The sequence below is a fragment of the Paenibacillus sp. RC67 genome, from assembly GCF_030020805.1.
GTDB lineage: Bacteria > Bacillota > Bacilli > Paenibacillales > NBRC-103111 > Paenibacillus_S.
Genome location: NZ_CP125098.1, coordinates 2,793,060 through 2,816,328 on the forward strand (window position 1 = coordinate 2,793,060; position 23,269 = coordinate 2,816,328).

A 23,269-nucleotide genomic window follows, 5' to 3' on the forward strand; every position below is an offset into this window, starting at 1 on the left:
ATATGTCCTACGAACCCTTTTTCTTTGCAGTGCGTATTACTTTAGAGTTTATTAGAATAAGGATCAATTGGAAGGGGAAGTTTATTGTGGCACGTTTGGAGTATCGTTTGTTCGAGGAAGGCGGAGAAGATTTTCCTCTGCTGTACTATTATGACCAAATTGAGAGAGATGAAACGGCATTACGTTTTGCATGCGATTATTTAGTTAAGGAAGGAAAAGTATACGAAAAAACATCCAGCGCGATTGAGGACTCATGTTATGTGATCTATGTTAAGCCGGCGGAAGATGAGAAGGTCATGTCGTGGAATAAACCGGATTCTGAGATGAGGCAAGGCTTTACTATGGAACTCCGGGAGTTCAAAGAGTTTACAACGGATTATAGATTGATACATACATATCATTTTGAGGATAGCTTGGATGTTATGCTCTATCTTACGGCTAATTATTTATACGTAGATGGTCAGGAATGGTATCGCACGTCTGCTGAGATTGATGAAGACAGGGCAACCTTTGTCTATTATGCAGTTCAATCAGAGCCAGAACAATAAGAAAAGAAGCAAAAATTCGTATATCGTCATATCACATAAACTCCAGTCTGTTTATCGGATTGTATTCAATAGCAGACTTACAAACCTGTTATTCATATAACAAGGTCTAACACTTTGTTATTGCAGATAACCGATTAGGAGGAGTTAGATTGGAACAAAAAAAGAATGGAAAAACAAATAAGCTCGTCACTCTATTCGTTGCAGCCTCTCTTATAGCGGCGACAGGGTGTTCGAACACGGCGGCAAATTCTAATTGTGTAGATCAAAACGGCGACGGTTATTGCGATAATGGAAGTGGAAGCAGCGGTTCATCCACCCGTGGCTATTATGGGGGGACATCCGGCAAATCAGGATCTTCGGAAGGCTCTTCTGGAATATCACAAGGTTCTTCCTCTCATGGTGGAATCGGGAGCACCAGCGGCTCCAGTTCAAGTTAAAGCAGGTGGCAGTCATGAATATGAATAATAAAATAGCTAGCTTGCCCTACCCTGAGCGTAGGGAAGCTCTCTATGGACCACTCAAGACTGAAGGAGTCTTTGTATGGGATTGCATGTACGAAGAAGAATATGCTTTGGCCAGTCTTTATAAGCTAGACCGAGAGGTCCTTAGACAAATGAGAGATGCAGCGGAAAGCTTAGGGCGTGTGTTTGCCAAAACCGTTAACATAGTCCGGCAAGCAGATGATGCGCTGCTGCTAGAGCTTGGAATCCCATTAGCGGCTTTTGCTGCTATCCGTTTGCAGGTCAACGATACTATGCCTTCTCCGACCGTGATTGGCCGCTTTGATTTTGCCGTAAATAACGGGCAGATCAAAATGCTTGAATTCAACAGTGATACCCCTACGGGTATAGTTGAAGCTTTTACGTCAATGGAGTCGTGTGTGACGCTTATGGAGCAGTGGATCCGAACGCTAACTGTACTATAATGCTGAAAGAAGCGTTTCAGGAGGCTGTGGATGCTTATGGTAAGGCTCAGTATCCGGTCGAGCATATATTCTTTAGTGCACTCGATTGGCACGAAGAAGATGCCGGAACAACACGGTATTTGCTTGCGCAGTCCGGTCTTCAAGCTTCATTTGTCCCGCTTTCCGATCTGCGTGTAGCTGATGAGCGCTTATGGGTTCTTCATGATTCAGGTTCCATGACGCCTGTCGATGTGCTGTATCGACTGCATGCATTGGAGAAGCTGGCGGAAGATAAGGATGAGGACGGCTATCCTACAGGGGAGCATGTCCTACGCCTCATTGCCGAAGGAAAGCTGGCAATAGTGAACCCACCGTCAGGCTTTACTGCGCAGACGAAAGCGCTGCAAGCGCTCATCTGGAATTTGCATGAGGCTGGGCAATTTTATTCTGCTGAGGAGCATGAGGTCATAGCGACATATATGCTGCCGACATATTTAGAAAACCGTTTTACCGATACGTCTATCCCTTACGTGATTAAGCCGATTTATGGTCGCGAAGGAAGCGGAGTCACCATTGTAGGTTCCGATGGCAATGTTTTCTCGGAAAGCGGAGAAGAAGAATACTTGGATCAACCCATGGTTTACCAACAATACATAGAACTGCCTTCGATTCATATTGAAACATTGAAAGGGCAGTCCAACGGACGCCTATTATGGGGATGTTTTCTCATAAGCGGCAAACCTTCAGCTGTCATAGCAAGGGTAGGCGGTCATATCACAAACAATATTTCATATTATTTGCCTGCAGGTATATTAGAGAAGGAGGAAATGGTGTGACGCAGTGGGATTCAATACTTAATTTTTTGATTTACTTAGGAGTAACTGTGCCTTTATTAGGTCTAGGTATTTTTCTATTTACTATAACAACGCCATATAGTGAGTTCAAGTTGATTCGTGAGGGGGGCGATCTCTCCGATCCTTCCAAAGCGGCGGCGGCACGGGCATCGGCTTACGACCTTGGAGGTAAAATCATAGGTCAAACCCTAGTTCTCGCTTCAGCTGTATATCACTCTCTCGGGCTCGTTGATTTGATTGTATGGGGACTTATCGGTATAGCCTTTCAAGTGATTGTGTTTTATTTGTTCGAGCTGCTGACGCCGTTTAAAGTCGTTGTGGAAATTCCTAAAGGTAATATTTCTGTTGGCCTCTTTTCATTTTGCCTTAGTTTGGCGACAGGATTGCTTCTCGCTTCGCTAATCAGTTACTAGTCTAGAGATACGTAAGTGGATAGGAGGCAGCCCGTTTGACTGAATTGGAACTTGCTTATACAGAACATCGGAAGCTTCTCCTGTCTATAGCTTACCGCATGTTAGGGTCGTATACAGATGCTGAGGATATCGTTCAAGATGCTTTCGTTGCTTTGCAGCGTGGGCATATGGAGGATATTCGCAGTATCAAGGCATATTTGCTCAAGACCGTGACCCACCGATGCCTGAACCATTTAAAATCCTTCAGGAAACAAAAAGAAGTCTACACAGGCCCATGGCTGCCTGAGCCGGACATAGAAGTGTATGACACAAGCTTAAGTCCTGAGGAACAGGTAATGAGAGAAGAGAGCGTGTCTTATGCTATTCTCGTGACGCTCCAACAGCTCTCCCCGATGGAACGGGCCATTTTTTTGCTTAGAGAAGTGCTGGACTACGATTATTCGCAAATGGCTGAAATTCTTGATAAATCGGAGACAAACTGCAGAAAAATGTTTAGCCGTGTAAAGCAAAAATTGAACCAAGGTGATAATCCAACAACTGTAACGGATGTTCAGAAGAGCAGCGGGCTATACGTGCAAGCCTTCATGAAAGGTGTCAGAACCGGCAATTTTGAAGGGTTTGTCCATCTGTTGACGGAGCAGGCTACGCTTGTCAGCGATGGTGGAGGGAAAGTACGCGCTGCCGTATTTCCGATCTTCGGAAAAGATCGCATACAGGCCTTTCTGGAAGGGATTCAGAGCAAAGGCTCCTTTGGGGGTGAACTTCTTGAGGTTCGAATCAATGGAGATCAAGGGCTGTTATTGATTCAAGAGGGTCGTCCTAAACTCGCTATCTGTTTTGGTGCTACTCCCCAGTCTGATTCCGTAAAGTCGATATTTTTCATATTGAATCCTGATAAATTAGGGCGTATTCGTCATAAATAAAGACCCGCATCGGCCAATGTCATTAAGTTAAGGCGCAGGGCCAAAATCAAGAAAAAGAGCAGGCTATCGAAAAGATAGCCTGCTCTTTTTTGTGCGAATTTTCAAATAAGACTTGACAAGTAGTTGAAAGTATGTGGCGAAGCCCCTTGAAAAAACGAGGAGGTTTCGCTAATGGATACGTACGCGAATTCGCTTAAAAAAACGCTGACATCCCTCATACGAGAAATGTCAGCTGCACCAGCACCTTATGTCAAAAATCCTGAAAAGGATTTTACCCGTAAGAAAAAGCTGCCCTTTGAAACGGTTATGCAGCTCCTGATCTCCATGGGAGGCAACAGCATCTATAAGGAACTCTTGGAATCGCAGGGCTATGACGTAAACACTGCAACCACTTCTGCTTTTGTCCAACAAAGAAATAAAATCCTGCCGTCTGCTGTGGAATTCTTGTTTCACGCATTTACGCAATCGTATGCGGATATCAAGTGCTACCGAGGGTATCGATTACTTGCCGTTGACGGCTCGGATTTGCATATCGCAACGGACTCTGAGGAAACGGACACCTATTTTCAAAGTCAACCGAACACGAAAGGCTTTAACCTTCTGCACTTGAACGCAGCCTATGACTTGTGCAACAGACTTTACGTGGATGCCCTTGTTCAGCCACGAAGGTTGTGGAACGAGGGAAGGGCGCTGGCTACTATGGTTGACCGTTCCCCCATCAAGGGCAAAACCATTGTGATTGCCGATCGCGGTTATGAAAGTTACAACAATTTCGCGCATATTGAACGCAAAGGTTGGAACTATGTTATACGGGTAAAGGATTTGGACTCCAATGGTATTCTTTCGGGTTTGCGTTTGCCTACTAGCGGAGCGTTTGATTGGGACGTTCATCTGACCCTCACCAAAAAACAAACCAAAGCGGTTAAGGCTCGTCCCGAGATGTACAAGTTCGTCCCTTCCACGTCTACATTTGATTTTTGGATTTGCAGGAGAACTTGTTTTACCCGATTTCCTTTCGGGTTGTTCGTTTCGTCTTGCCCAGTGGCGCTTATGAAACCGTCATTACGAATCTTTCTGCCGCTGATTTCCCACCCGATGAAATCAAGTCCATTTATAACATGCGATGGGGCATTGAAACTTCTTTTAGGGCATTAAAATACACCGTCGGTCTGACGCATTTTCACGCAAAGAGACAAGAGTCCATCGTCCAAGAGATTTTCGCAAGAATGATCATGTACAATTTCGCTGAAATGATGACCTCGCACGTCGTCATTTCGAAAATGGATAAACGGCACTCCTACCAAGTCAACTTCACGGTCGCCGTTCATGTTTGTAGACATTTCCTGCGCTCACGGGACGATGAACCCCTGCCCGATGTTGAAGCGCTGATTCGCAAAAACATTTTGCCGATTCGACCCATTCGCCCAGGGCAGAAGAATACGCGCAAAATCCGCTCGAAATCAGTCGTTAGCTTCGTTTATAGAGTAGCATAATTCGGTTCACATGAACATTTTTTAAGCGGATATGCCATCCGCTTTGTTTGCTGTACGCTTTTTTCCTTGCTTGCACAAAAAACAAACGGCATAGGACTTTTTCCCATGCCGTTTCTCGGATTTCATTTGTTTTCCCGATCTTGTCTCTTAGCTTAACTTAATGACATTGCCGCATCGGCGGGTCTTTTTCATTAGGGCTTCGCTTTTATACTATACTTGGACTGGCGATACCGTCTTCCTCTGGCTCCCAACTATCGGCCCGATCCCACCAAGATGCAGGAAGCTCACGTAGTGTGGGGCTCTCCAGTGATCTCATCCAACGATACAATGCGTTCTTATCGAATAAATCGGTGTCCAACCAAGTATCGCTTTGTTCTTCATTCAAAATAAGAGGCACAGTTTCGAACTCTCCTGTATCCTTGTTTCGAACTTTTCGAGTAAGAATGGAGCATGTTCTCAATTCTTCTCCAAAGGAACCGCACCATACATCAAAAACACCGGCCATAGCGAACGTTCGGCCTTCATGCACAATGTAACGGCTAACTTTTTCTTCCTTTCGGTTTAAGGGGGTGACTCTATCAAAGCTGCTCCCAGGAATGATACAACGCTGCCGCTTGAGAAGATGGTCAAATGCCCGTTTATCAAAAATTGACTGGTAGTCGGCAAGAATGGAATCCTGCGCCCAAAAAGGCATTAAGCCCCATCGAAATTCATCGAGCGTACGTTCATGATTTTTTACCGAGATGACGGCTATGGACTGCTGAGGCTTCATACTGCGTTGATTAGCATAGTAAAAAATGGTTTTGGAGACGCGGAATCGGTCGCTGAGTTCGGACAAATCTGCTGTGAGTGTGTAACGATCGCACATAATGAAGACTCCTTTTACGTTTCTTACCAGTATTTGCATTCTTCTTCAGAATCATGCGAAAAGGAGTGTAAATTAAAGAGAGAGCGTCCAATTGGAAAATGTTTCTGAGTATTTTCAGGTTTTTTTAAGGTTAAGTTCATTTTCCATTAACATATATGCCTTAGAATAAATTGTGTTGATCCCACATTCAACATATATCACGTTTATCCCTGTAGTCGACTGCCATCGACGATTTCAGGGATTTTTTTTGTGCTTGATACAAAAAATAAACTGAGCCCCGTCTCACGACGAGGCTCATTCATGGGAGAGGAGAAACCGGACGAAGAGCTTATGGGGAACGTAAGTCTTCTCCGCGGTTGTCTACGACATTTTCGGATGTCGATGATATAAGGATAGACACAATTAGAATAATCTATACGTAATTCAGAAAATTTTGTGCAAAAGTTTACGTTTGTGGTACGATAGCATTACTATCCAGTAGAAGGTGGAAACAAATGAGAGTCATATCAGGGAGTGCCAAGGGAAGGTCGCTTAAGGCTGTACCTGGCATGGGCACACGGCCTACCACCGATAAGGTGAAGGAGGCTATTTTCAGCATGATCGGTCCGTATTTCGATGGCGGACATGTACTGGACCTGTTCGCAGGGACAGGAGGATTAAGTATTGAAGCGCTCAGCAGAGGGATGGATCGAGCCGTTTTGACCGATATTGACAAAAAAAGTATCGACACCATACGGCAAAATCTGCAGGTGAGTGGTCTAACGGAGCAAGCGGAGATCTACCGCAATGATGCCACGCGAGCATTGAAGGCGCTTATGAAGCGGGAAGCCAGGTTCGATCTTGTCTTCTTGGATCCCCCGTATCGATTAAAAGTAGTTCAAGAATTGATCGAACAGCTTGATCAAGCCAATATGTTGAATCCACATGCAACTATTGTTGTGGAGCACGATGCCGAGGATGTGTACCAAGATCCGATCGGCCGTTTGCAGTGGGTTCGAAGAGCCGAATACGGCGACACGGCGGTTACAATTTATAAAAATAGTTCGCAAGAGTAATGGTGTTGCGTGCACTTGTTGGAGGAGTTGACTGAAATGATGAGTACAGAACGCTTTGAGATCAAAATCGCTGTATATCCCGGCAGCTTTGACCCGGTTACAAACGGGCACTTGGACATTATTCACCGCGCTGCAAAGGTATTTGATAAGCTGATTGTAGCCGTTTTGAACAATTCCAGTAAAAACCCGCTTTTCACTGTTGAGGAGCGCACAGAGCTGCTCAAAAAGGTAACGAAGGATTTACCTAACGTCGAGATCGACAATTTTCGGGATTTGCTTATCAACTATATGAAGCAAAAAAACGCGCATCTTATAGTGCGCGGTCTTCGAGCAGTCTCTGATTTTGAATACGAATTGCAAATGGCTTCAACGAACCGAAAGCTGGACGAGAGCTTTGAAACCTTTTTCATGACTTCAACGCCTCAATATTCCTATTTAAGCTCCAGCATCGTAAAAGAAATTGCTCGTTTTCACGGTCCTGTCGCTGATCTTGTCCCAGAGGATGTGGAGAAGGCGCTTCGCACCAAATATCCGCGCAGCTAGTTATTGGAATCGCGTCGGGCATGACGAAACACGAAAGCTGTGAATACGGAAAGAACCAGCATGAGTAACAAAATGCCGCTAAACCATAACATAGACTTACTTAATAAAGGCCACATGTTTACATAATGCATATTCCAATTTGTGGGGCTATCAGCTTGCGTTGAGAATGGGAGCCAAGTAAGCTGCGGCTCGCTGAACAATGCATTCAACGGCTTCCAAAATGCGCTTGTAGCTATGAAAGAAATGGCGGCGTGAATCAGTCGTGATTTCAAAAAGGAAGAGTAACGAATGTCCGTCCCGAGTGTGAAGCTTTTAACTTGGGCATGAGTCGATAGCCCTCCCCAGGCGAATAAAGCGCTTAGCAGAGCATATTGCCACGAATCCGGGATGATTTGACTTTGTCCGAGTGAATAAGCGCCTAAATGGGCCTCGAACAAACCGGGCAGCAGTGAGGTTAACAGAGCTACCGCTTGTTCCGAAGTTGTGATACCGCAAGCGGATAGTACAAATCCTATAGCAGGAATAATTTTACTTTGTGAAACTGCATGGACAATTACGGAGAACATCATTATTAAACCGCCGATTGCCAGAAGCTGTTGAACTGCATGGGGGACGGAATCTCCGAGCAGCTTGCCGAAAGTTCGTCCGTCATTAGCTTGTGCTGTCCGCCATGCCATAACGCTGCGGCTAAATATACCGCTACTTTCTTCCGTCGACGGCGAGACTGCACGTTTCTCTTCACCTGTCAAGTTTGTGTGCTGCTTGGTGAGTGTTAAACGCTGCCACAAAGCCAGCAGAAGAGCGGAGCCGTAATGGAGTAATGCAAGGATAAAACCGCTTTGGGCATTATGCAGAAAGCCGACACCAACAACCGATACAAGGAATACGGGACTGGATACATGACTTAGAGTAAGTAACCTCTCGGCTTCTTCTCTGCTGATGAGCTTGTCTTTTCTCATGCTACCTACAGCGACGGCTCCTGAAGGTGAGCCTGCTGTGAAGCCAATGGCAATAGCCCATCCGGCAATGCCTGGTAATCGGAACAGCAGGCGTAAGAGCGGCTCAAGCAAGGCACCTAAGGCATGTATAACACCCATACCGCGAGCAATTTCGGTTATGATGAGAAAAGGCAGCAGCGCAGGAAACACAAGCTCCCACCAAATCTTTAAGCCCTGCAGCGAAGATTTGAAAGCTTGATCGGGAAACAAAATAATACTGATCACCAAGAGCAGCGCCAAACAGCCTAAGATCATTGTAGTTAGGCGCGGAGAGGATAATGGTTTCGTACTAGCCATAGAGACCAACTCCGGATTTATAGGATGGTACATGTTTACGCTTTGTCCGTATGGTTTAGACCAAGCAGGTCAACCCTACAAAGAAAGCCTGTTAGCAAAAGGCCTTCAGTCATACGGACTTGAGGGGGAGAAAGATGGAAGATACCAGACATATGAAACGTGCTTCACGAGTCGTCGTTTCCGTTTTTATTGCAATTGCACTTGTATACGGTGTGTATTTTATGCCGCTTCCGTTATTTATTTTTTCTGCCGGTACGGCTGAAGTTATAAAACCAATGGTTCATGTAAAGCAGAATAACAACTATGAGGAGCAAGGCACCTTTATGTTAACGACGGTAAGAGTGAGCGATGCTACGGTATTCAGCTACTTGCTTTCGTTTATTCGTCCTTATGAGGAGCTGCATTTGAAAACGGAGCTGCTGCAAAAGAATGAGTCCGAGGAAGAGTATTCACAGCGACAGGAAGTGAACATGCTCTCTTCTCAATCAAGTGCTATTCAGGCGGCTTATCATAATCTGGGCATTCCTTATAAAATCACCACCGATGGTGTGCTTATCGTTCAGGTGTTTAAAGATTTTCCTGCTCATGAGGTGCTTCAATCAGGTGACTACATCGTAAAAGTGGACGACGCGCCGATTCATGCAAAAGAAGAGCTTCAATCGATTTTGAAAAGCAAAAAAGAAGGCGACTCGGTGTCCATCACCTACAAGAGGAAAAAAGTAACAAAAACCGAATCTATTCAGTTGGCTCTGCTCCCGCCTGACGAAGGTTCAAGTCAAGAAAACCGTCGAGTAGGTCTTGGTGTAGTGCCTGCAAATGTGCAGAGTGTAAAAGCGGATGACGAAACGAAGCAAGTAACAATTAGAGCGGGCGATATCGGAGGGCCATCAGCTGGACTGATGTTTACTATGGAAATTATCAATAAACTGACCCCTGAGGATATTACAAAAGGGTATAGAGTTGCTGGAACGGGGACAATTGACGAAAAAGGGACCGTAGGAGTTATCGGCGGGATTCAACACAAAATTATTGCGGCAGACAAAGCTGGAGCCGAAATATTTTTTGCCCCAAAAGATTATGTGACTCCGGATGGAAAGCAACGGGTTAATAATTACACGGATGCGGTCAAGAGGGCGGAAGACATTCATACTTCCATGAAAATCGTTCCTGTAGGAACTTTGGAAGATGCGCTGCAGTATATGAACACTCTTCCGCCCAAAGCCGCAAAATCAAGTTAAATCTGCACCGGAGGTTCGTAATAGTCCCGGAACAGGTCTCGCTCGGAGGCTGAAGGATAGGCAAGCGAGTAAACAGATGTGGCTTGAATATCTAAATCAAGCATCGGCGAAGGTTCGGACAACGAAGTTACTTTGGTAACGATCGGAACTCTCGCCGTTTTTTTCATTATTCTGAGCAGCTCGCGACCTTTATCGCTGAATCCAAGGACCCTTAAGTAAGGGACTCCATGTCCAAGAACATCAGCTGACAGCTTAGGCTTTGAATGGTTAAGTAAAATTCTCAGAAGCATCCTCTGCAGCTTTGTACGTGTGTAACGCTTTGTTTTAAGCAATCCTATCAAGTCCTCAACTGTATGCTGTGTGTTCGTCGTAAGAGAGGACAGAGACTGTTTAATGCGGTGCTCGAGTCCTTCGGTGACTTCATGATACTGAGCCAGCTCACCAGCACTATGGTTCATCAGCTGCAGCAGAAGAGGCTTGGCATAGTGCTCCCATCCAATAGGGGCATGACCTTTGCTCCACTCGCGCCGCAGCACTTCTAGGGTGCTTGTCGGCACAAAAGGTGCTATGTCTTCGAGCGACTGCTGCTCAAAGAGCATGTGCCTTAAAGCAGTCGCGCTAGCAATTTGCTGATCCGTAATGTCTGTCTGATTGTATTCTGCTTTTTGACGTGTTATGGTGAGGGGTACAATACGGCTATGCAAACGTTTAAGGGCTATGAGATAATGGAGGCCGAGCGTATTGTTAGGCTTGGCAAGATCGATTTCATCGGTTCCCGGAACATATCGGGCTACAGCTTTTCCGTAAGCGGCGGGATAAGGGATACCTGCCTTCAATTCACTCTGAAGAAGCTCATGGAACTGGATGGATTCTTCGAATTGAGCATTGGCGACACGGTGAAGCCAACGAATATCGCCGCTCTCACTTCCAAAGCACAGGCTGTCGACTACACCGGTTGAATCCAGAGCAGAGACAGCACCGAATGCAAACCATTCGGCAGGCTGTGTTGAATAGGCGACAGGAAGCTCAAGTACTAGATCTACTCCCATACGCAGAGCCATTTCAGCACGAGCCCATTTATTAACCATAGCAGGCTCACCACGCTGTAGGAAGTTGCCGCTCATAATAGCAATTACGGCGTCGGCTCCAGATTCTATTTTCGATTGTTGGAAATGATAATGATGTCCGTTATGCAGGGGGTTGTATTCAACGACTAGTCCGACCGTTTTCATAATGCGCTCCTTGTACACACTTTGGTAATGATTTCTTATGTTTTCACTATAGCATGATCTGAAAATGTTGACAAAATAGAAGGATTATCGCTATAATAATCTTTGTTTGTTTGGGGTGATACTCATGTTCATTCGTTTAAAAGAATTGGCGAAGAAAGCAGAAACGGTACATATTGATGAAGCCATCGATTTGACCGATGTTTTGAAGAATCGCACTGATTTGCTCAGCTTCGGTCCATTGCAGGTTAAACTGCAAGCTCGTCATAACGGCGAAGCGGCTGAGGTATCCGGAGATCTGGGGATTGATGTGGAACAACCATGTTCCCGCTGCTTGGAGCCGGTGAAGCAAAGGCTAGAAATTCCTTTTCATGAAACGTTTGCTCTCGCTGCAGATGAATCGGAACCGGTTAACGAGGAAGAGGATACCATCTTCGTTACGGATGAGAAGATAGAGTTGACGCCCTACTTGATTGAAAATGTACTGGTAGCTTTGCCGTACGTACCGCTTTGCGAGGAAGGGTGCTTAGGTTTATGCCCTGTTTGCGGTGAGAACCGGAATGAGCGGGCTTGCGGCTGCAAGCAGGACACGACGGATCCGAGGCTAGCCGGACTGGCGGATTTTTTTAAGCAATAACAAGCAATAAGGTTTGAATTAGTTGAAGGAGGTGGGAATATGGCAGTACCTCAAAGGAGAACATCCAAGACACGTCGCGACAAGCGCCGTACTCACTTTAAATTAGTAGTTCCAGGCATGGTAAAGTGTGACAATTGTGGTGAATTGAAATTGGCTCACCGCGTTTGTAAAGTGTGTGGTTCTTACAAAAAAAGAGAGATCATCAAGCAATAATCGATGATATCAGCAAAAGGGTAGCACTTCATCTTTTAGGGTGAAGTGCTATTTTTGTGCTTCCCTTTTGCCATACAATCCATTATACTATCTCTTATTACTTGGTCATAAGATATAGTGTTATCCAGCTCAGAGTACCAAGATCCGTTTGACGGTTATAACACACGTTTTATCGGAAATAGGGAAGTACAGGCTCACGCGAGAAGGAATGCAAGGACTGCATATCGCAACCGCTGGAGTCAGGAGCAAGATACTTATACAGGGATTATTTGAGAATTCCTGTTCAAGATATAAATGATCATGGGATGTATACTAAGGTAAAGGTGGTGTCGGACATCGAACGCCTTCCTAAACGACAACGCCAGCAGCAGTTGGCCGGAGCCATTGAGGAAAACCCTTTTATAACGGATGAAGAATTGATGCGAACCTTCCAAGTCAGTATTCAGACGATTCGGTTGGACCGCTTGGAGCTCGGTATTCCAGAGCTTCGTGAACGGATTAAGTTGATGGCCGAGCAATCGTACGATCAAGTGCGTTCTTTGCCGCTGCATGAGGTCATTGGTGATGTAATCGATCTGCAGCTGGACAAGAGCGGTATTTCCATGTTCGAAATCAAAGAAGAACACGTTTTTTCAAGGACGAAGATCGCTCGTGGACATCATATTTTCTCTCAAGCGAATTCACTTGCTGTGGCTCTAATCAATGATCAGATTGCTTTAACGGCAGCGGCTGATATTCGTTTTGTCCGCTCAGTTAAGCTGGGAGAAAAGTGTGTGGCCAAAGCATACGTTCGTTCCATCTCCAAAGGCAAGGCCAAGGTGGAAGTATTTACTTACATCGGGGAAGAAGTTGTTTTCCAAGGCAATTTTATAATATATCACTCAACAAGAGATCGATCGGAGGGAGGAGAGCCTGATGCGGATTGCGATTGATGCAATGGGCGGAGACCATGCCCCCGATGTCGTAGTAGCGGGAGCCATTGAAGCGGCTCGTGAATGGAGCGACACTACCGTTATTCTAGTTGGGGATTCAGCACGGATAGAAGCAATTCTGGGAAATGTCAAACTTGCTAATCTTGAAGTTCGTCATGCGAGTGAAAAGATTGAATCCGATGATGAGCCAGTAAAGGCGGTAAGACGTAAAAAAGACGCTTCGATGGTCGTAGCAGGCCGGATGGTTCGTGAAAAAGAAGCCGATGCGATGATTTCTGCAGGCAATACAGGCGCACTGATGACAATGGGAGTTCTCGTTGTTGGACGTATGAAGGGTATTAGCAGACCAGCACTGGCGCCAATGATTCCTACGTTGGACGGTAAAGGGATGCTTGCACTAGATTTAGGTGCCAATATGGACTCGAGCGCCGAAGAGTTGATGCAGTATGCCATTATGGGAAGTATCTACCGCAAACAGGTAGAAGGCATCGCCAAGCCACGAGTTGGACTGCTCAATGTAGGTACGGAAGCCATGAAAGGCAACGAGTTGACCAAAGCTGCCTATGCGCTACTGGAACAAGCTCCTATTCATTTTGTAGGGAATGTAGAATCCAGAGAAGTGCTCAACGGACCGTGTGATGTTTTGGTTTGTGATGGATTTGCCGGCAACATCATGCTGAAGTCCATAGAGGGAGCAGCATCCACTATCTTCTCCGCTTTAAAAACGGAGTTGAAAAAAAATGTTTTGACAAAATTGGCGGCGGTCATTCTTAAACCGGGCTTGATGAAATTCCGCAGTTCGTTTGATTATGCCGAGCATGGCGCTGCACCTTTGCTGGGAATAGACGGCCTTGTATTGAAAAGCCATGGTTCTTCCAATGCAATGGCTATCAAAAATGCGGTTCGCCAAGCGCGTATCGCTATCCAGAATGATCTGGTGCCAAGTATTTCTAAGGAAATTAGTAATGGAAGTGAGATGTGACCTATGAGCTCAATACCGGTGGGCATTATCGGAACAGGAAAATATGTACCTGATCGGGTACTAACGAATCAAGAATTGGAACAAATGGTTGAGACTAATGACGAATGGATCGTTACGCGTACAGGGATTCGTGAGCGCAGGTTGGTTAATGCCGACCAAGCGTCATCCGACTTGGCATACGAGGCTTCACTTAAAGCATTGAATGCTGCCGGTATAAGTGCTGAACAGCTCGACTTAATTATCGTAGCTACGATTACTCCGGACATGTCTTTTCCTTCTACGGCATGCATTTTACAAGAAAAGCTCGGTGCTAAGAAAGCAGCGGCGTTCGATTTGTCTGCGGCTTGTTCAGGATTTATTTACGGCTTGGCCAATGCATCCAATTTTATCGCATTAGGGACTTATAAATATGCTTTAGTTGTCGGTGCGGAATGCTTATCCAAAATTACGGATTATACCGATCGCAACACATGTATTCTGTTCGGCGATGGAGCGGGAGCGGTTGTATTGGGAGCTGTACCCGAAGGTCGCGGGTTCAAATCCTTTGAATTAGGCGCGGATGGTTCAGGCGGCGAGCTGCTTCGAATTAGCGGCGGCGGATCGCGCTGTCCTGTATCTCCTCAATCCATTGAAAATAAGCAGCATTTTATATATATGGCGGGCAGTGAGGTCTTCAAGTTTGCGGTGCGGATAATGGGTAACGCAGCTGAAGAAGCTCTGCGCAAAGCGGGTATGGAGAAAAAGGACATCGATTTATTGGTTCCTCACCAAGCGAATATCCGGATTATTCAATCGGCTTTAAACCGCTTGGATTTGAGCGAAGACAAGTGTATGATTAACTTGGACAAATATGGCAATGTTTCGGCAGCTTCCATTCCTATTGCGCTTGCGGAAGCCGTGGAGCTAGGAAGAGTTAACGTTGGCGATTGTATCGTATTGGTTGGCTTTGGCGGCGGACTGACTTGGGGAGCCTCCGTTATAGTCTGGTAAATAAAAGTGTCGTTGTGCCCGGTTGGGGCTGTTAACCACTCGGGCGGGGCGCAGTGAAAGGAGATTGTTACAGTTGGGAAAAGTGGCTTTTGTATTTCCAGGACAAGGCGCTCAAGCCGTAGGCATGGGTAAAGACATTTATGAATCAGATGCAGCGGCAAAAACCGTCTTTGATAGAGCGGACAGCGCTCTTGGTTATTCGTTATCCTCCCTTATTTTTGAAGGGCCGGATGCGGAATTGAAAATTACATATCATACCCAGCCTGCTTTGCTCACGACAAGCATTGCCTATCTGGAGCTGTTTAAAGCAAAAGGGCTGCAGCCGGACTTTTTGGCTGGACACAGCTTGGGAGAGTACAGTGCATTAGTCGCTGCTGGAGTGTTGAGCTTTGAAGACGCAGTGCGCACAGTGCGTGCTCGCGGCGAGTTTATGGAACAGGCTGTACCTAGCGGTCAAGGCGCTATGGCTGCTGTACTCGGTGGCGAAAGACAAGCCCTTCAACAGCTTTGTGAAGCGGTGACAGCCGAGGTTGGAGTGGTTGAGCTTGCTAACTTGAACTGCCCTGGTCAAATCGTTATATCGGGCAGCAAAGAGGGCGTACAGGGGATTGTGGAACGTGGCAAAGAGATAGGTGCCAAACGAGTTATTCCACTGGAAGTCAGCGGACCGTTCCACTCTTCTCTAATGAAACCCGCCTCCGAGCGGTTGTCGGATGTGCTGTCTGCCGTACCAATGCAGACGGCGTCGGTACCTGTGGTTGCTAATGTGACTGCACGTCCCGTGCAAGAGCCTGAATCCATCCGTGAGCTGCTCGTAGAGCAGGTGCATTCCTCCGTATTATGGGAGGACAGTGTTGCTTGGCTGATCGAACAAGGTGTGGATACGTTCGTGGAGATCGGATCTGGAACTGTATTAGCAGGCTTGATCAAAAAAATCGATAAGTCCCTCAAAATCTATTCGATCAACAGCAAAGAAGCATTGGATCAATTCCAGCTGTAAACATCCAACTAGGGTGTATGGAATTTTCATGTTATGAATCAATGTGGTAGTAAAGGAGGGGTACGATGTTAACAGGAAAAGTAGCATTAGTTACGGGTGCGTCAAGAGGAATTGGTCGAGCTATAGCACTTACGCTGGCTGAAGCAGGAGCCGATGTCGCAGTGAACTACGCCGGAAGTGAAGCTGCAGCAGCTGAGGTTGTCAGCTTGATCGAGGGGATGGGGCGTAAAGCTTTCAAGATAAAAGCTAATGTCGCATCTTCTCAAGAAGTTGAGGACATGTTCAAACAGGTCCTGGAAACCTTCGGCAAACTGGATATTTTAGTGAATAATGCGGGTATCACGAGAGATAATTTGATTATGCGTATGAAGGAAGAAGAGTTTGATGAGGTCATCGCTACGAATCTGAAGGGTGTATTCAACTGCGTTAAAGCAGCAACGCGTCCAATGATGAAGCAGCGTTACGGCCGTATTATTAATATTTCTTCCGTGGTCGGGGCGCTTGGTAATCCGGGACAAGCCAATTATGTCGCTGCGAAAGCGGGCGTTATTGGCATGACAAAGGCGACTGCCAAGGAGCTATCCTCCAGAGGTATTACCGTTAACGCGGTAGCGCCTGGATTCATCGAGACGGATATGACAGATAAATTATCTGAGGATACCCGTTCCCAACTGCTTCAACAGATTCCTTTGGCGCGTCTTGGACAGCCGGGGGATATCGCCAAAGCGGTACGTTTCCTAGCATCCGATGATGCTTCTTACATGACCGGCCAAACGATTCATGTGGATGGCGGCATGTATATGTAAGGGTGAAAATTGTTTTCGAGCCATTGTGTGAAAATTCGCAAAAATTGTTTTTTTCTGCGGAACTTGCGCTTGCTCTGGCAATTTGTCCATAAGTTAAGTATAATACCAAAGGAGGAGGTGAACCGGATGTCCGATGTTTTAGATCGCGTGAAACGTATCGTCATCGATCGTCTTGGTGTTGATGAGGCAGAAGTGTCCCTCGAAGCATCTTTTAAAGATGATTTAGGCGCTGATTCTCTAGATGTTGTAGAGCTTGTCATGGAACTGGAAGATGAGTTTGATATGGAAATCTCTGATGAAGATGCAGAGAGAATAACTACAGTAGGTCAAGTAGTTGAGTACATAAAATCTCATACTTAATTGGTATAAGTCCCGTTATGTTATTTAGACGGGACTTATCTCCATTCAGACTTAGTGGCAAATCAGACAATTAAAGCAACACTTAACGAATAAATTCATAACATTGTTATTTTAGATAGAGGTGGATTAAAGGATGCAAAGAGTTGTCATAACAGGTATGGGTGTCATGACCTCCTTAGGACATGATCTTGAAACATTCTGGGGAAACCTAATGGAAGGTAAATCCGGAGTAGGTATGATTGAATTGTTCGATGTGAGCGAATATCCAACGCGCATTGCTTCTGAGATCAAAGACTTTAATCCTGAGCAGTATTTCGATAAGAAGGAAGCTCGTCGTATGGATCGTTTCGTACAATTTGCCGTTGCGGCCAGTTTGTCCGCGCTGCAAGATGCTGGTCTTAACGTTAAGGAAGATACAGATCCTGAGCGTGTCGGTGTCTACGTAGGTTCCGGTATCGGCGGTTTGTCGACATGGGAAGAACAGCACAAAATATTGTTGGAAAAAGGACCGAAGCGAGTAAGTCCATTCTTTATTCCGATGATGATTGCGAATATGGCATCTGGCCAAATCTCAATGATCACCGGAGCTAAAGGACCAAACAGTACAGCGGTAACCGCTTGTGCGACAGGAACACATTCTATCGGCGACTCCTACAAAATGATTCAGCGCGGTGATGCCGACGTAATGATCTGCGGTGGTGCCGAAGCGACAATCACTCCTACAGGCGTAGCAGGCTTCTGTGCACTGCGCGCCATGTCAACCCGCAATGAAGAGCCTGCAAAAGCGAGCCGTCCATTCGATACGGATCGGGACGGATTCGTGATGGGTGAAGGATCCGGAATTCTGGTTCTCGAATCCTTGGAGCACGCACAAAAGCGCGGCGCCAAAATCTATGGAGAGGTTATTGGTTATGGTATGAGCGGCGACGCTTATCATATGACCGATCCTGATCCGGATGGAGCTGCCCGCTGCATGGCAAAAGCCATTAAAGATGCTGGTATTGCCCCAGAAGAAATTGATTACATTAATGCGCATGGTACATCCACACCAGTCGGTGACCGTTCTGAAACGACGGCTATCAAGAAGGCGCTGGGTGATCACGCATACAAAGTGGCTGTCAGCTCTACCAAATCGATGACAGGGCATTTATTGGGCGCAGCAGGCGGTGTTGAAGCACTGATCTGCGGATTAACCTTGAAAAACGGGTTTATTCCTCCGACAATTAATTTGGACAACCAAGATCCTGAATGTGATCTGGATTATGTACCGAATACACCGCGTCAAGCGAATGTGAAGGTTGCAATGTCGAACTCATTCGGTTTTGGCGGCCACAATGCCACCATTATTCTGAAAAAGTTCGAGCAATAATATCACCCCGCCGCGCGACGCGTGATGAAACTAATGAACGGGAATGTCCGATTAGGTGGTGAAGGCATGCATCGAAACCTGAAGCAGCTTCAGGCGGCGTTAAATATTACGTTTCGCAAACCCGAGCTATTAAGGCAGGCGTTTACCCACTCTTCCTATGTAAACGAACATCGAGTCGGTAATTACAAGGATAATGAGCGGTTGGAATTTTTGGGTGATGCAGTCCTGGAACTCACGGTATCCGAATATTTATTCGATACTTACCCGGAGCGTTCCGAAGGAGAATTGACTAAGTTAAGAGCTTCGATCGTATGCGAGCCATCTTTAGTCGGATTTGCCGAAGAACTGGAATTCGGTTCTTATGTGCTGCTGGGAAAAGGTGAGGAGCTGACTGGTGGCAGAACAAGGCCAGCACTTCTTGCTGATGTATTTGAGTCATTCATCGGTGCTTTGTACTTAGATCAAGGTCTTCAGGTAGTTACAGCCTTCCTCAGGAAGCATGTATTCCCGAATCTGCCGCATCAAGGTAAACTGCTTACGGTTGATTTCAAAACCCATTTGCAGGAATATACGCAGCAGCACAACATGGGGGTACTTGAGTACCGAATTGTTGATGAGCGCGGACCTGCACATGAACGGGAGTTTGTAGCACAGGTACATGTGAGCGATTCGCTTTTGGGGCAAGGCTCCGGCCGTTCGAAGAAAGAAGCCGAACAGCATGCAGCTGCCCAAGCGTTAGAAGCGTTGAAAGTCCATATTCAATAAACGCAACAGAGCAAGAGGGATGCAGCAGTGGCAGCTTAAGGGTTGCCGCTGCTGCATTTTCTGTTTGCTAGTTAAAGGACATTTCGAAAGACCACGAACCAGGTCGTTTTCCTCATGGATAAGTCCTGGCTTACTCTTGTTAAGTCCAAATGGAGCAAGGATTAGATTCACTAGGGAGTTTATTCTACGAACAGGGAATGTGTGGTACAATAGCGTTGAGGTGAGACGATGTTTTTAAAGCGTATTGAGCTTTCCGGTTTTAAATCGTTCGCCGATCGAACTGAGCTCGAATTCGTACAAGGAATTACAGCCGTAGTCGGTCCGAACGGCAGTGGTAAAAGCAACATTTCCGACGGCATTCGTTGGGTGCTGGGAGAGCAAAGCGCCCGCAGCTTACGTGGTGGAAAAATGGAGGATATTATTTTTGCCGGAAGTGACGCTCGTAAGGCGGTCAACTATGGTGAAGTATCGCTCACCCTGGATAATACGGATCAATCGCTATCGCTTGATTTTAATGAAGTGACTGTGACCCGGCGCGTACATCGCAGTGGGGACAGCGAATATCTTATTAATAAACAGGCATGTCGTTTAAAGGACATCACGGAGTTGTTTATGGATACCGGGATCGGAAAAGAAGCCTATTCGATCATTGGTCAAGGACGAATCGAAGAGATTTTAAGCACGAAATCGGAGGATCGCCGCGGCATATTTGAAGAGGCCTCTGGGATCGTAAAATATAAATCAAGAAAACGCGAGACGGAAAAGAAGCTTCAGGAAACGGAGCAAAACCTGCTTCGTATTCATGATTTGGTTGTTGAGCTTGAGGATCAAATTGAGCCACTGCGGATTCAGTCTGAAAAAGCGATCCGCTTCAAAGAACTGAGAGAGCAACTGAAGAAGAATGAAATAGCGATGTATGTCTATCAAATTGAGCAAATATACAATTCATGGACAGAGACAAATACAAAGCTGGACAAGCTGAAGCAAGAACAGCTGGAGTTCTCGACGATCGTTGGGCAGCACGATGCCCACTTAGAGAAACATCGGTGGGAGACCCGCAGGCTGGAGGAAGATATTGAACGGCTTCAGGCTCAGCTATTGCAACTTAGTGAAGATTTCGAGAAGTGCGAAGGTCAAGGAGAGGTTCTTAAGGAGCGTAAAAAAAACTACGCATCCAATCAAGCCCAGCTCAGTCAGAATGTGACGCAGCAAGAAGCCCGTTCGACCGAGAAGGAGGCGGAACTTTCTGCCTTAAGGGAGAAGCTTGCGGCCATATCTGCTGATTTGCTTCAATTTCAAACAAAGCTTAAGGCTGAGGAGGACCGGCTGCTTGGTGTCGCAGGTGGAATCAGCAGCGCTGAAGAAGACCGGTTGAAGGGCGAGCTATTGGAAACGTTGAATCAGATGGCTAATGCCCGCAACGAGGTCCGATATGCAGAGCAGCAGCTCGAGGGGTTGTCCAAGAGGCTTGACCGACTAGGTGACGAGCATCGTAAGTGGAAGGACCAGCAAGATAGCATAACTGAGCGTAAACGCGGTCTTGAAGAGCGTTTGTCCACAGTGCTAGGGAAAATTGAGGATGCTCGCAATCGGTATCTGGAGCTGAGTCAAGGTTTAAAGTCGAAGCAAATCTTGTCCGAGGAATCGCAGTCAACCGTTCGCAAGTGGGAACAAAAGCTGGATGCGATGATCTCACGTCGTGATACTATGCGTGAAATGGCAAATGATTATGACGGGTTTATGCATGGGGTAAAGGAAGTCCTCAAGGCAAAGGATCGTCAGGATCTGCGCGGAATACGCGGTGCTGTAGCCGAGCTGGTTAAAGTTCCCGCCGATGTAGAGATTGCCGTTGAAACGGCATTAGGAGGAGCGCTACAGCACGTAGTTGTCGATAGTGAAGCTAATGGGCGCGAGGCAATTGCATTCTTGAAACGTCGACAATTGGGACGAGCTACCTTCTTGCCATTGGATGTTATTCGCGGTCGCTCGATTCCAGATTCGGAAAGAAGAGCGATAGAAGGGATGGAAGGTTTCGTCGGCATTGGTGTCGATTTGGTTCAATTTGATGACACTTACCGCCAAATTGTCGGCAGCTTGCTTGGCAATGTGATCATTGCCAGCCAGTTAGAGATTGCCAACCGGATTGCAGCGAAGATCCAATACCGCTATCGGGTTGTAACGCTTGAAGGTGATGTCGTAAACCCTGGGGGTTCGATGACGGGCGGAAGTCAGCAGAAGAAAACATCTAGCCTTCTGAGTCGCCAGCGGCAAATTGAAGAAATGGATAAAGAAATTAATGTTTCTGAAGAACAGCTCAAACAGCTTCGAATGAAGGCCGAACAAGTTCGCAAGGAGATTGGTTCAGATTCTGTTTTATTGGAGGAACTGCGTCAAGAGGGAGAAACTCTTCGTATTGAAGAGCAGCAAATCCGTGCTGGACTTCAGCCCATGGAGCAGGAGGCGAAGCAGGTTGCTGAACAGTTGGCACTTTACAGCGAAGATGGTGATGCAATGGATACCGAACGCAAGGAGCTGACGGATCGTCAAGCTGTTGCTTTGAAAAATCTTGAGAGATTAACTCAGGAGGAATCCGTTATCCAGCAGGCTATTCGCGAAGCAGAGCTTGCGCGTAAAGCAGGTGAACTTGCCAAGGAGGAGCTTCAAACTCAATTGACTGATTTGAAAGTCAAGGTCGCCTCTCAATCCCAAGAAAAGCAATCTTTATTAGATCAGGAGCGGCGTAGTCTTTCGGAGTTGACGCAATTACATAATGAACTGGATCTGAATCGAAGATTGGTTGTGCAGTTGGATCAGGACATGGCCAATCATGAGCAAGAATCGGTTACCCAAATCGAGCTGTTGAACAGTATCAAACTGAAGAAGCAGGATTGTACCGAGCAGCTGGAGCTAAAGCGTGCTGAACGTGCGCAATGGCAGGCCAAGCTGGAGCAAGAGGAGAACAAGACAAGGGAAGAACGCAACCAGCTGCGCCAGACGGAAGAGCATCTGCACCAGGCGGAAGTTCGTGTGAATCGTCTTGATGTTGAGCTTGAAAATCTGCTGAAGAAGCTGGCTGATGATTACGAGCTTAGCTATGAATTAGCTAAAGAGCGCTATCCAGTTCCTGAGGACGTGCTTGGTGCCCAAAACCAGGTGCGAGAGCTTAAACGCGATATTGCCGTGCTCGGAGAGGTTAACCTGGGAGCCGTTGAAGAGTTTGCTAGAGTGAATGAGCGATTCCAGTTTTTAAGCGAGCAGAAGAATGATTTGGTGGAAGCCAAAACAACATTGTATCAAGTCATCCGAGAAATGGATGAGGAGATGTCGAAAAGGTTCCGGACTACCTTCGATGCCATCCGTTCGCATTTTGTTGTCGTGTTTGCCAAATTGTTTGGCGGAGGCCGTGCTGATCTGATTTTATCCGAGCCGGACAACCTGCTCGATACGGGCATTGAAATTGTCGCACAGCCACCAGGAAAGAAGCTGCAAAATCTGCAGCTGCTGTCAGGGGGGGAAAGAGCACTCACAGCTATTGCTCTTTTATTCTCGATCATCCGCGTGAAGCCGGTGCCGTTCTGTGTGCTTGATGAGGTTGAGGCAGCTTTGGACGAGGCGAACGTTTCGCGTTTTGCAGAATATTTGCGTGAGTTTTCTGAGCAAACCCAATTTATTGTTGTAACCCACCGTAAAGGTACAATGGAAGAAGCGGATGTGCTGTACGGTGTGACAATGGAGGAAGGCGGCGTGTCCAAGCTTGTCTCCGTCCGACTGGAAGAGGATGAAGCAATCATAGCCAGCTAAACCCGTCCTTGATTATGCATGTTCTGAAAAGGTTAAAGAGAAAAGTATAGG

At 46.4% G+C, this 23,269-nt stretch carries 23 protein-coding genes and 1 pseudogene; 21 read left to right on the forward strand and 3 right to left on the reverse strand.

The window, feature by feature from the left end:
- Positions 1–86 precede the first annotated feature (86 nt).
- The 7 genes and pseudogenes from QMA13_RS12660 to QMA13_RS12690 all read left to right on the forward strand — a co-directional run bounded on the left by QMA13_RS12660 (position 87) and on the right by QMA13_RS12690 (position 5,135).
- Positions 87–548 carry a hypothetical protein gene (locus QMA13_RS12660; protein WP_282941737.1) on the forward strand — a complete coding sequence of 154 codons (462 nt, stop codon included), beginning with the start codon at positions 87–89 and terminating at the stop codon, positions 546–548.
- Positions 549–697: 149 nt separating this feature from the next.
- The gene (locus QMA13_RS12665; RefSeq protein WP_282941738.1) at positions 698–985 is read left to right on the forward strand and encodes a hypothetical protein; all 288 of its coding nucleotides are present in this window, start codon (positions 698–700) and stop codon (positions 983–985) included.
- A 14-nt stretch (positions 986–999) separates the two neighbouring features.
- A pseudogene (locus QMA13_RS12670) lies at positions 1,000–2,288 on the forward strand (glutathionylspermidine synthase family protein).
- Complete coding sequence (locus QMA13_RS12675; protein ID WP_282941739.1) at positions 2,285–2,719, forward strand: DUF350 domain-containing protein; 435 nt, start codon at positions 2,285–2,287, stop codon at positions 2,717–2,719. Before QMA13_RS12670 ends, QMA13_RS12675 begins: the two are co-directional and overlap by 4 nt.
- A 35-nt stretch (positions 2,720–2,754) precedes the next feature.
- A complete protein-coding gene (locus QMA13_RS12680; protein WP_282941740.1) occupies positions 2,755–3,642 on the forward strand; it encodes a sigma-70 family RNA polymerase sigma factor in 888 nt (295 codons plus the stop codon).
- Positions 3,643–3,813: 171 nt separating this feature from the next.
- Positions 3,814–4,797: a transposase gene (locus QMA13_RS12685; protein WP_282941741.1), complete on the forward strand. Its 984-nt coding sequence runs from the start codon at positions 3,814–3,816 to the stop codon at positions 4,795–4,797.
- Positions 4,761–5,135, forward strand: a complete 375-nt coding sequence (locus tag QMA13_RS12690; RefSeq protein WP_481858165.1) for a transposase — start codon at positions 4,761–4,763, stop codon at positions 5,133–5,135. Before QMA13_RS12685 ends, QMA13_RS12690 begins: the two co-directional genes overlap by 37 nt.
- Positions 5,136–5,340: 205 nt before the next feature.
- Here the strand turns inward: QMA13_RS12690 and QMA13_RS12695 are convergent, their stop codons facing one another.
- Entirely contained in the window at positions 5,341–6,003 is a 663-nt protein-coding gene (locus QMA13_RS12695) for an SOS response-associated peptidase family protein (RefSeq protein ID WP_282941743.1), read from the reverse strand.
- A 494-nt stretch (positions 6,004–6,497) separates the two neighbouring features.
- Here QMA13_RS12695 and rsmD point away from each other — a divergent pair, with 494 nt between their 5' ends.
- Both rsmD and coaD read left to right on the forward strand, forming a co-directional pair.
- Positions 6,498–7,058, forward strand: a complete 561-nt coding sequence (rsmD, locus tag QMA13_RS12700) for a 16S rRNA (guanine(966)-N(2))-methyltransferase RsmD (RefSeq protein WP_282941744.1) — start codon at positions 6,498–6,500, stop codon at positions 7,056–7,058.
- Between the two features lie 36 nt (positions 7,059–7,094).
- Positions 7,095–7,601: a pantetheine-phosphate adenylyltransferase gene (coaD, locus tag QMA13_RS12705; protein WP_481858166.1), complete on the forward strand. Its 507-nt coding sequence runs from the start codon at positions 7,095–7,097 to the stop codon at positions 7,599–7,601.
- On the opposite strand, the gene QMA13_RS12710 is transcribed toward coaD, so the two are convergent.
- Positions 7,598–8,896, reverse strand: a complete 1,299-nt coding sequence (locus tag QMA13_RS12710; protein WP_282941745.1) for a nucleoside recognition domain-containing protein — start codon at positions 8,894–8,896, stop codon at positions 7,598–7,600. The two genes, coaD and QMA13_RS12710, sit on opposite strands and share 4 nt — an antisense overlap.
- Before the next feature lie 134 nt (positions 8,897–9,030).
- On the opposite strand from QMA13_RS12710, the gene QMA13_RS12715 reads away from it, so the two are divergent.
- The gene (locus QMA13_RS12715; protein ID WP_282941746.1) at positions 9,031–10,134 is read left to right on the forward strand and encodes a SepM family pheromone-processing serine protease; all 1,104 of its coding nucleotides are present in this window, start codon (positions 9,031–9,033) and stop codon (positions 10,132–10,134) included.
- On the opposite strand, the gene QMA13_RS12720 is transcribed toward QMA13_RS12715, so the two are convergent.
- The gene (locus QMA13_RS12720; protein WP_282941747.1) at positions 10,131–11,366 is read right to left on the reverse strand and encodes a nucleotidyltransferase; all 1,236 of its coding nucleotides are present in this window, start codon (positions 11,364–11,366) and stop codon (positions 10,131–10,133) included. The genes QMA13_RS12715 and QMA13_RS12720 overlap by 4 nt on opposite strands.
- Positions 11,367–11,490: 124 nt before the next feature.
- On the opposite strand from QMA13_RS12720, the gene QMA13_RS12725 reads away from it, so the two are divergent.
- From QMA13_RS12725 to smc, 11 genes are all read left to right on the forward strand, one after another.
- The gene (locus tag QMA13_RS12725; protein ID WP_282941748.1) at positions 11,491–12,000 is read left to right on the forward strand and encodes a YceD family protein; all 510 of its coding nucleotides are present in this window, start codon (positions 11,491–11,493) and stop codon (positions 11,998–12,000) included.
- A 39-nt stretch (positions 12,001–12,039) separates the two neighbouring features.
- On the forward strand, positions 12,040–12,213 hold the full coding sequence (rpmF, locus tag QMA13_RS12730) for a 50S ribosomal protein L32 (protein WP_028550384.1): 174 nt from the start codon (positions 12,040–12,042) through the stop codon (positions 12,211–12,213).
- A 305-nt stretch (positions 12,214–12,518) separates the two neighbouring features.
- Positions 12,519–13,145, forward strand: coding sequence for a transcription factor FapR (gene fapR / locus QMA13_RS12735; protein ID WP_282941751.1), 627 nt, complete (start codon positions 12,519–12,521; stop codon positions 13,143–13,145).
- The gene (gene plsX / locus QMA13_RS12740) at positions 13,129–14,127 is read left to right on the forward strand and encodes a phosphate acyltransferase PlsX (protein WP_282941753.1); all 999 of its coding nucleotides are present in this window, start codon (positions 13,129–13,131) and stop codon (positions 14,125–14,127) included. Before fapR ends, plsX begins: the two co-directional genes overlap by 17 nt.
- A 3-nt stretch (positions 14,128–14,130) precedes the next feature.
- Positions 14,131–15,117, forward strand: a complete 987-nt coding sequence (locus tag QMA13_RS12745; protein WP_282941755.1) for a beta-ketoacyl-ACP synthase III — start codon at positions 14,131–14,133, stop codon at positions 15,115–15,117.
- A gap of 73 nt (positions 15,118–15,190) precedes the next feature.
- On the forward strand, positions 15,191–16,117 hold the full coding sequence (gene fabD / locus QMA13_RS12750; protein WP_282941757.1) for an ACP S-malonyltransferase: 927 nt from the start codon (positions 15,191–15,193) through the stop codon (positions 16,115–16,117).
- 65 nt (positions 16,118–16,182) lie between these two features.
- The gene (gene fabG, locus QMA13_RS12755; RefSeq protein ID WP_282941759.1) at positions 16,183–16,923 is read left to right on the forward strand and encodes a 3-oxoacyl-[acyl-carrier-protein] reductase; all 741 of its coding nucleotides are present in this window, start codon (positions 16,183–16,185) and stop codon (positions 16,921–16,923) included.
- A gap of 126 nt (positions 16,924–17,049) precedes the next feature.
- On the forward strand, positions 17,050–17,283 hold the full coding sequence (gene acpP, locus QMA13_RS12760) for an acyl carrier protein (protein ID WP_028550390.1): 234 nt from the start codon (positions 17,050–17,052) through the stop codon (positions 17,281–17,283).
- A gap of 133 nt (positions 17,284–17,416) precedes the next feature.
- Positions 17,417–18,652, forward strand: coding sequence for a beta-ketoacyl-ACP synthase II (gene fabF, locus QMA13_RS12765; RefSeq protein ID WP_282941760.1), 1,236 nt, complete (start codon positions 17,417–17,419; stop codon positions 18,650–18,652).
- Positions 18,653–18,718: 66 nt separating this feature from the next.
- Positions 18,719–19,417 carry a ribonuclease III gene (gene rnc / locus QMA13_RS12770; protein ID WP_282941761.1) on the forward strand — a complete coding sequence of 233 codons (699 nt, stop codon included), beginning with the start codon at positions 18,719–18,721 and terminating at the stop codon, positions 19,415–19,417.
- A 228-nt stretch (positions 19,418–19,645) separates the two neighbouring features.
- A complete protein-coding gene (gene smc / locus QMA13_RS12775) occupies positions 19,646–23,218 on the forward strand; it encodes a chromosome segregation protein SMC (protein WP_282941763.1) in 3,573 nt (1,190 codons plus the stop codon).
- Positions 23,219–23,269: the final 51 nt, after the last annotated feature.

What these genes read in the sequence shown, in the direction of transcription:
- QMA13_RS12725 (WP_282941748.1), top strand. Translation starts at nt 11,491, where the DNA reads ATGTTCATTCGTTTAAAAGAATTGGCGAAGAAAGCAGAAACGGTACAT.
- QMA13_RS12745 (WP_282941755.1), top strand. Translation starts at nt 14,131, where the DNA reads ATGAGCTCAATACCGGTGGGCATTATCGGAACAGGAAAATATGTACCT.
- fabG (WP_282941759.1), top strand. Translation starts at nt 16,183, where the DNA reads ATGTTAACAGGAAAAGTAGCATTAGTTACGGGTGCGTCAAGAGGAATT.
- fabF (WP_282941760.1), top strand. Translation starts at nt 17,417, where the DNA reads ATGCAAAGAGTTGTCATAACAGGTATGGGTGTCATGACCTCCTTAGGA.
- QMA13_RS12710 (WP_282941745.1), bottom strand. Translation starts at nt 8,896, where the DNA reads ATGGCTAGTACGAAACCATTATCCTCTCCGCGCCTAACTACAATGATC.
- QMA13_RS12720 (WP_282941747.1), bottom strand. Translation starts at nt 11,366, where the DNA reads ATGAAAACGGTCGGACTAGTCGTTGAATACAACCCCCTGCATAACGGA.
- plsX (WP_282941753.1), top strand. Translation starts at nt 13,129, where the DNA reads ATGCGGATTGCGATTGATGCAATGGGCGGAGACCATGCCCCCGATGTC.
- coaD (WP_481858166.1), top strand. Translation starts at nt 7,095, where the DNA reads ATGATGAGTACAGAACGCTTTGAGATCAAAATCGCTGTATATCCCGGC.
- QMA13_RS12690 (WP_481858165.1), top strand. Translation starts at nt 4,761, where the DNA reads ATGCGATGGGGCATTGAAACTTCTTTTAGGGCATTAAAATACACCGTC.
- smc (WP_282941763.1), top strand. Translation starts at nt 19,646, where the DNA reads ATGTTTTTAAAGCGTATTGAGCTTTCCGGTTTTAAATCGTTCGCCGAT.
- fapR (WP_282941751.1), top strand. Translation starts at nt 12,519, where the DNA reads ATGTATACTAAGGTAAAGGTGGTGTCGGACATCGAACGCCTTCCTAAA.
- rpmF (WP_028550384.1), top strand. Translation starts at nt 12,040, where the DNA reads ATGGCAGTACCTCAAAGGAGAACATCCAAGACACGTCGCGACAAGCGC.
- QMA13_RS12715 (WP_282941746.1), top strand. Translation starts at nt 9,031, where the DNA reads ATGGAAGATACCAGACATATGAAACGTGCTTCACGAGTCGTCGTTTCC.
- rsmD (WP_282941744.1), top strand. Translation starts at nt 6,498, where the DNA reads ATGAGAGTCATATCAGGGAGTGCCAAGGGAAGGTCGCTTAAGGCTGTA.
- QMA13_RS12685 (WP_282941741.1), top strand. Translation starts at nt 3,814, where the DNA reads ATGGATACGTACGCGAATTCGCTTAAAAAAACGCTGACATCCCTCATA.
- rnc (WP_282941761.1), top strand. Translation starts at nt 18,719, where the DNA reads ATGCATCGAAACCTGAAGCAGCTTCAGGCGGCGTTAAATATTACGTTT.
- acpP (WP_028550390.1), top strand. Translation starts at nt 17,050, where the DNA reads ATGTCCGATGTTTTAGATCGCGTGAAACGTATCGTCATCGATCGTCTT.
- QMA13_RS12695 (WP_282941743.1), bottom strand. Translation starts at nt 6,003, where the DNA reads ATGTGCGATCGTTACACACTCACAGCAGATTTGTCCGAACTCAGCGAC.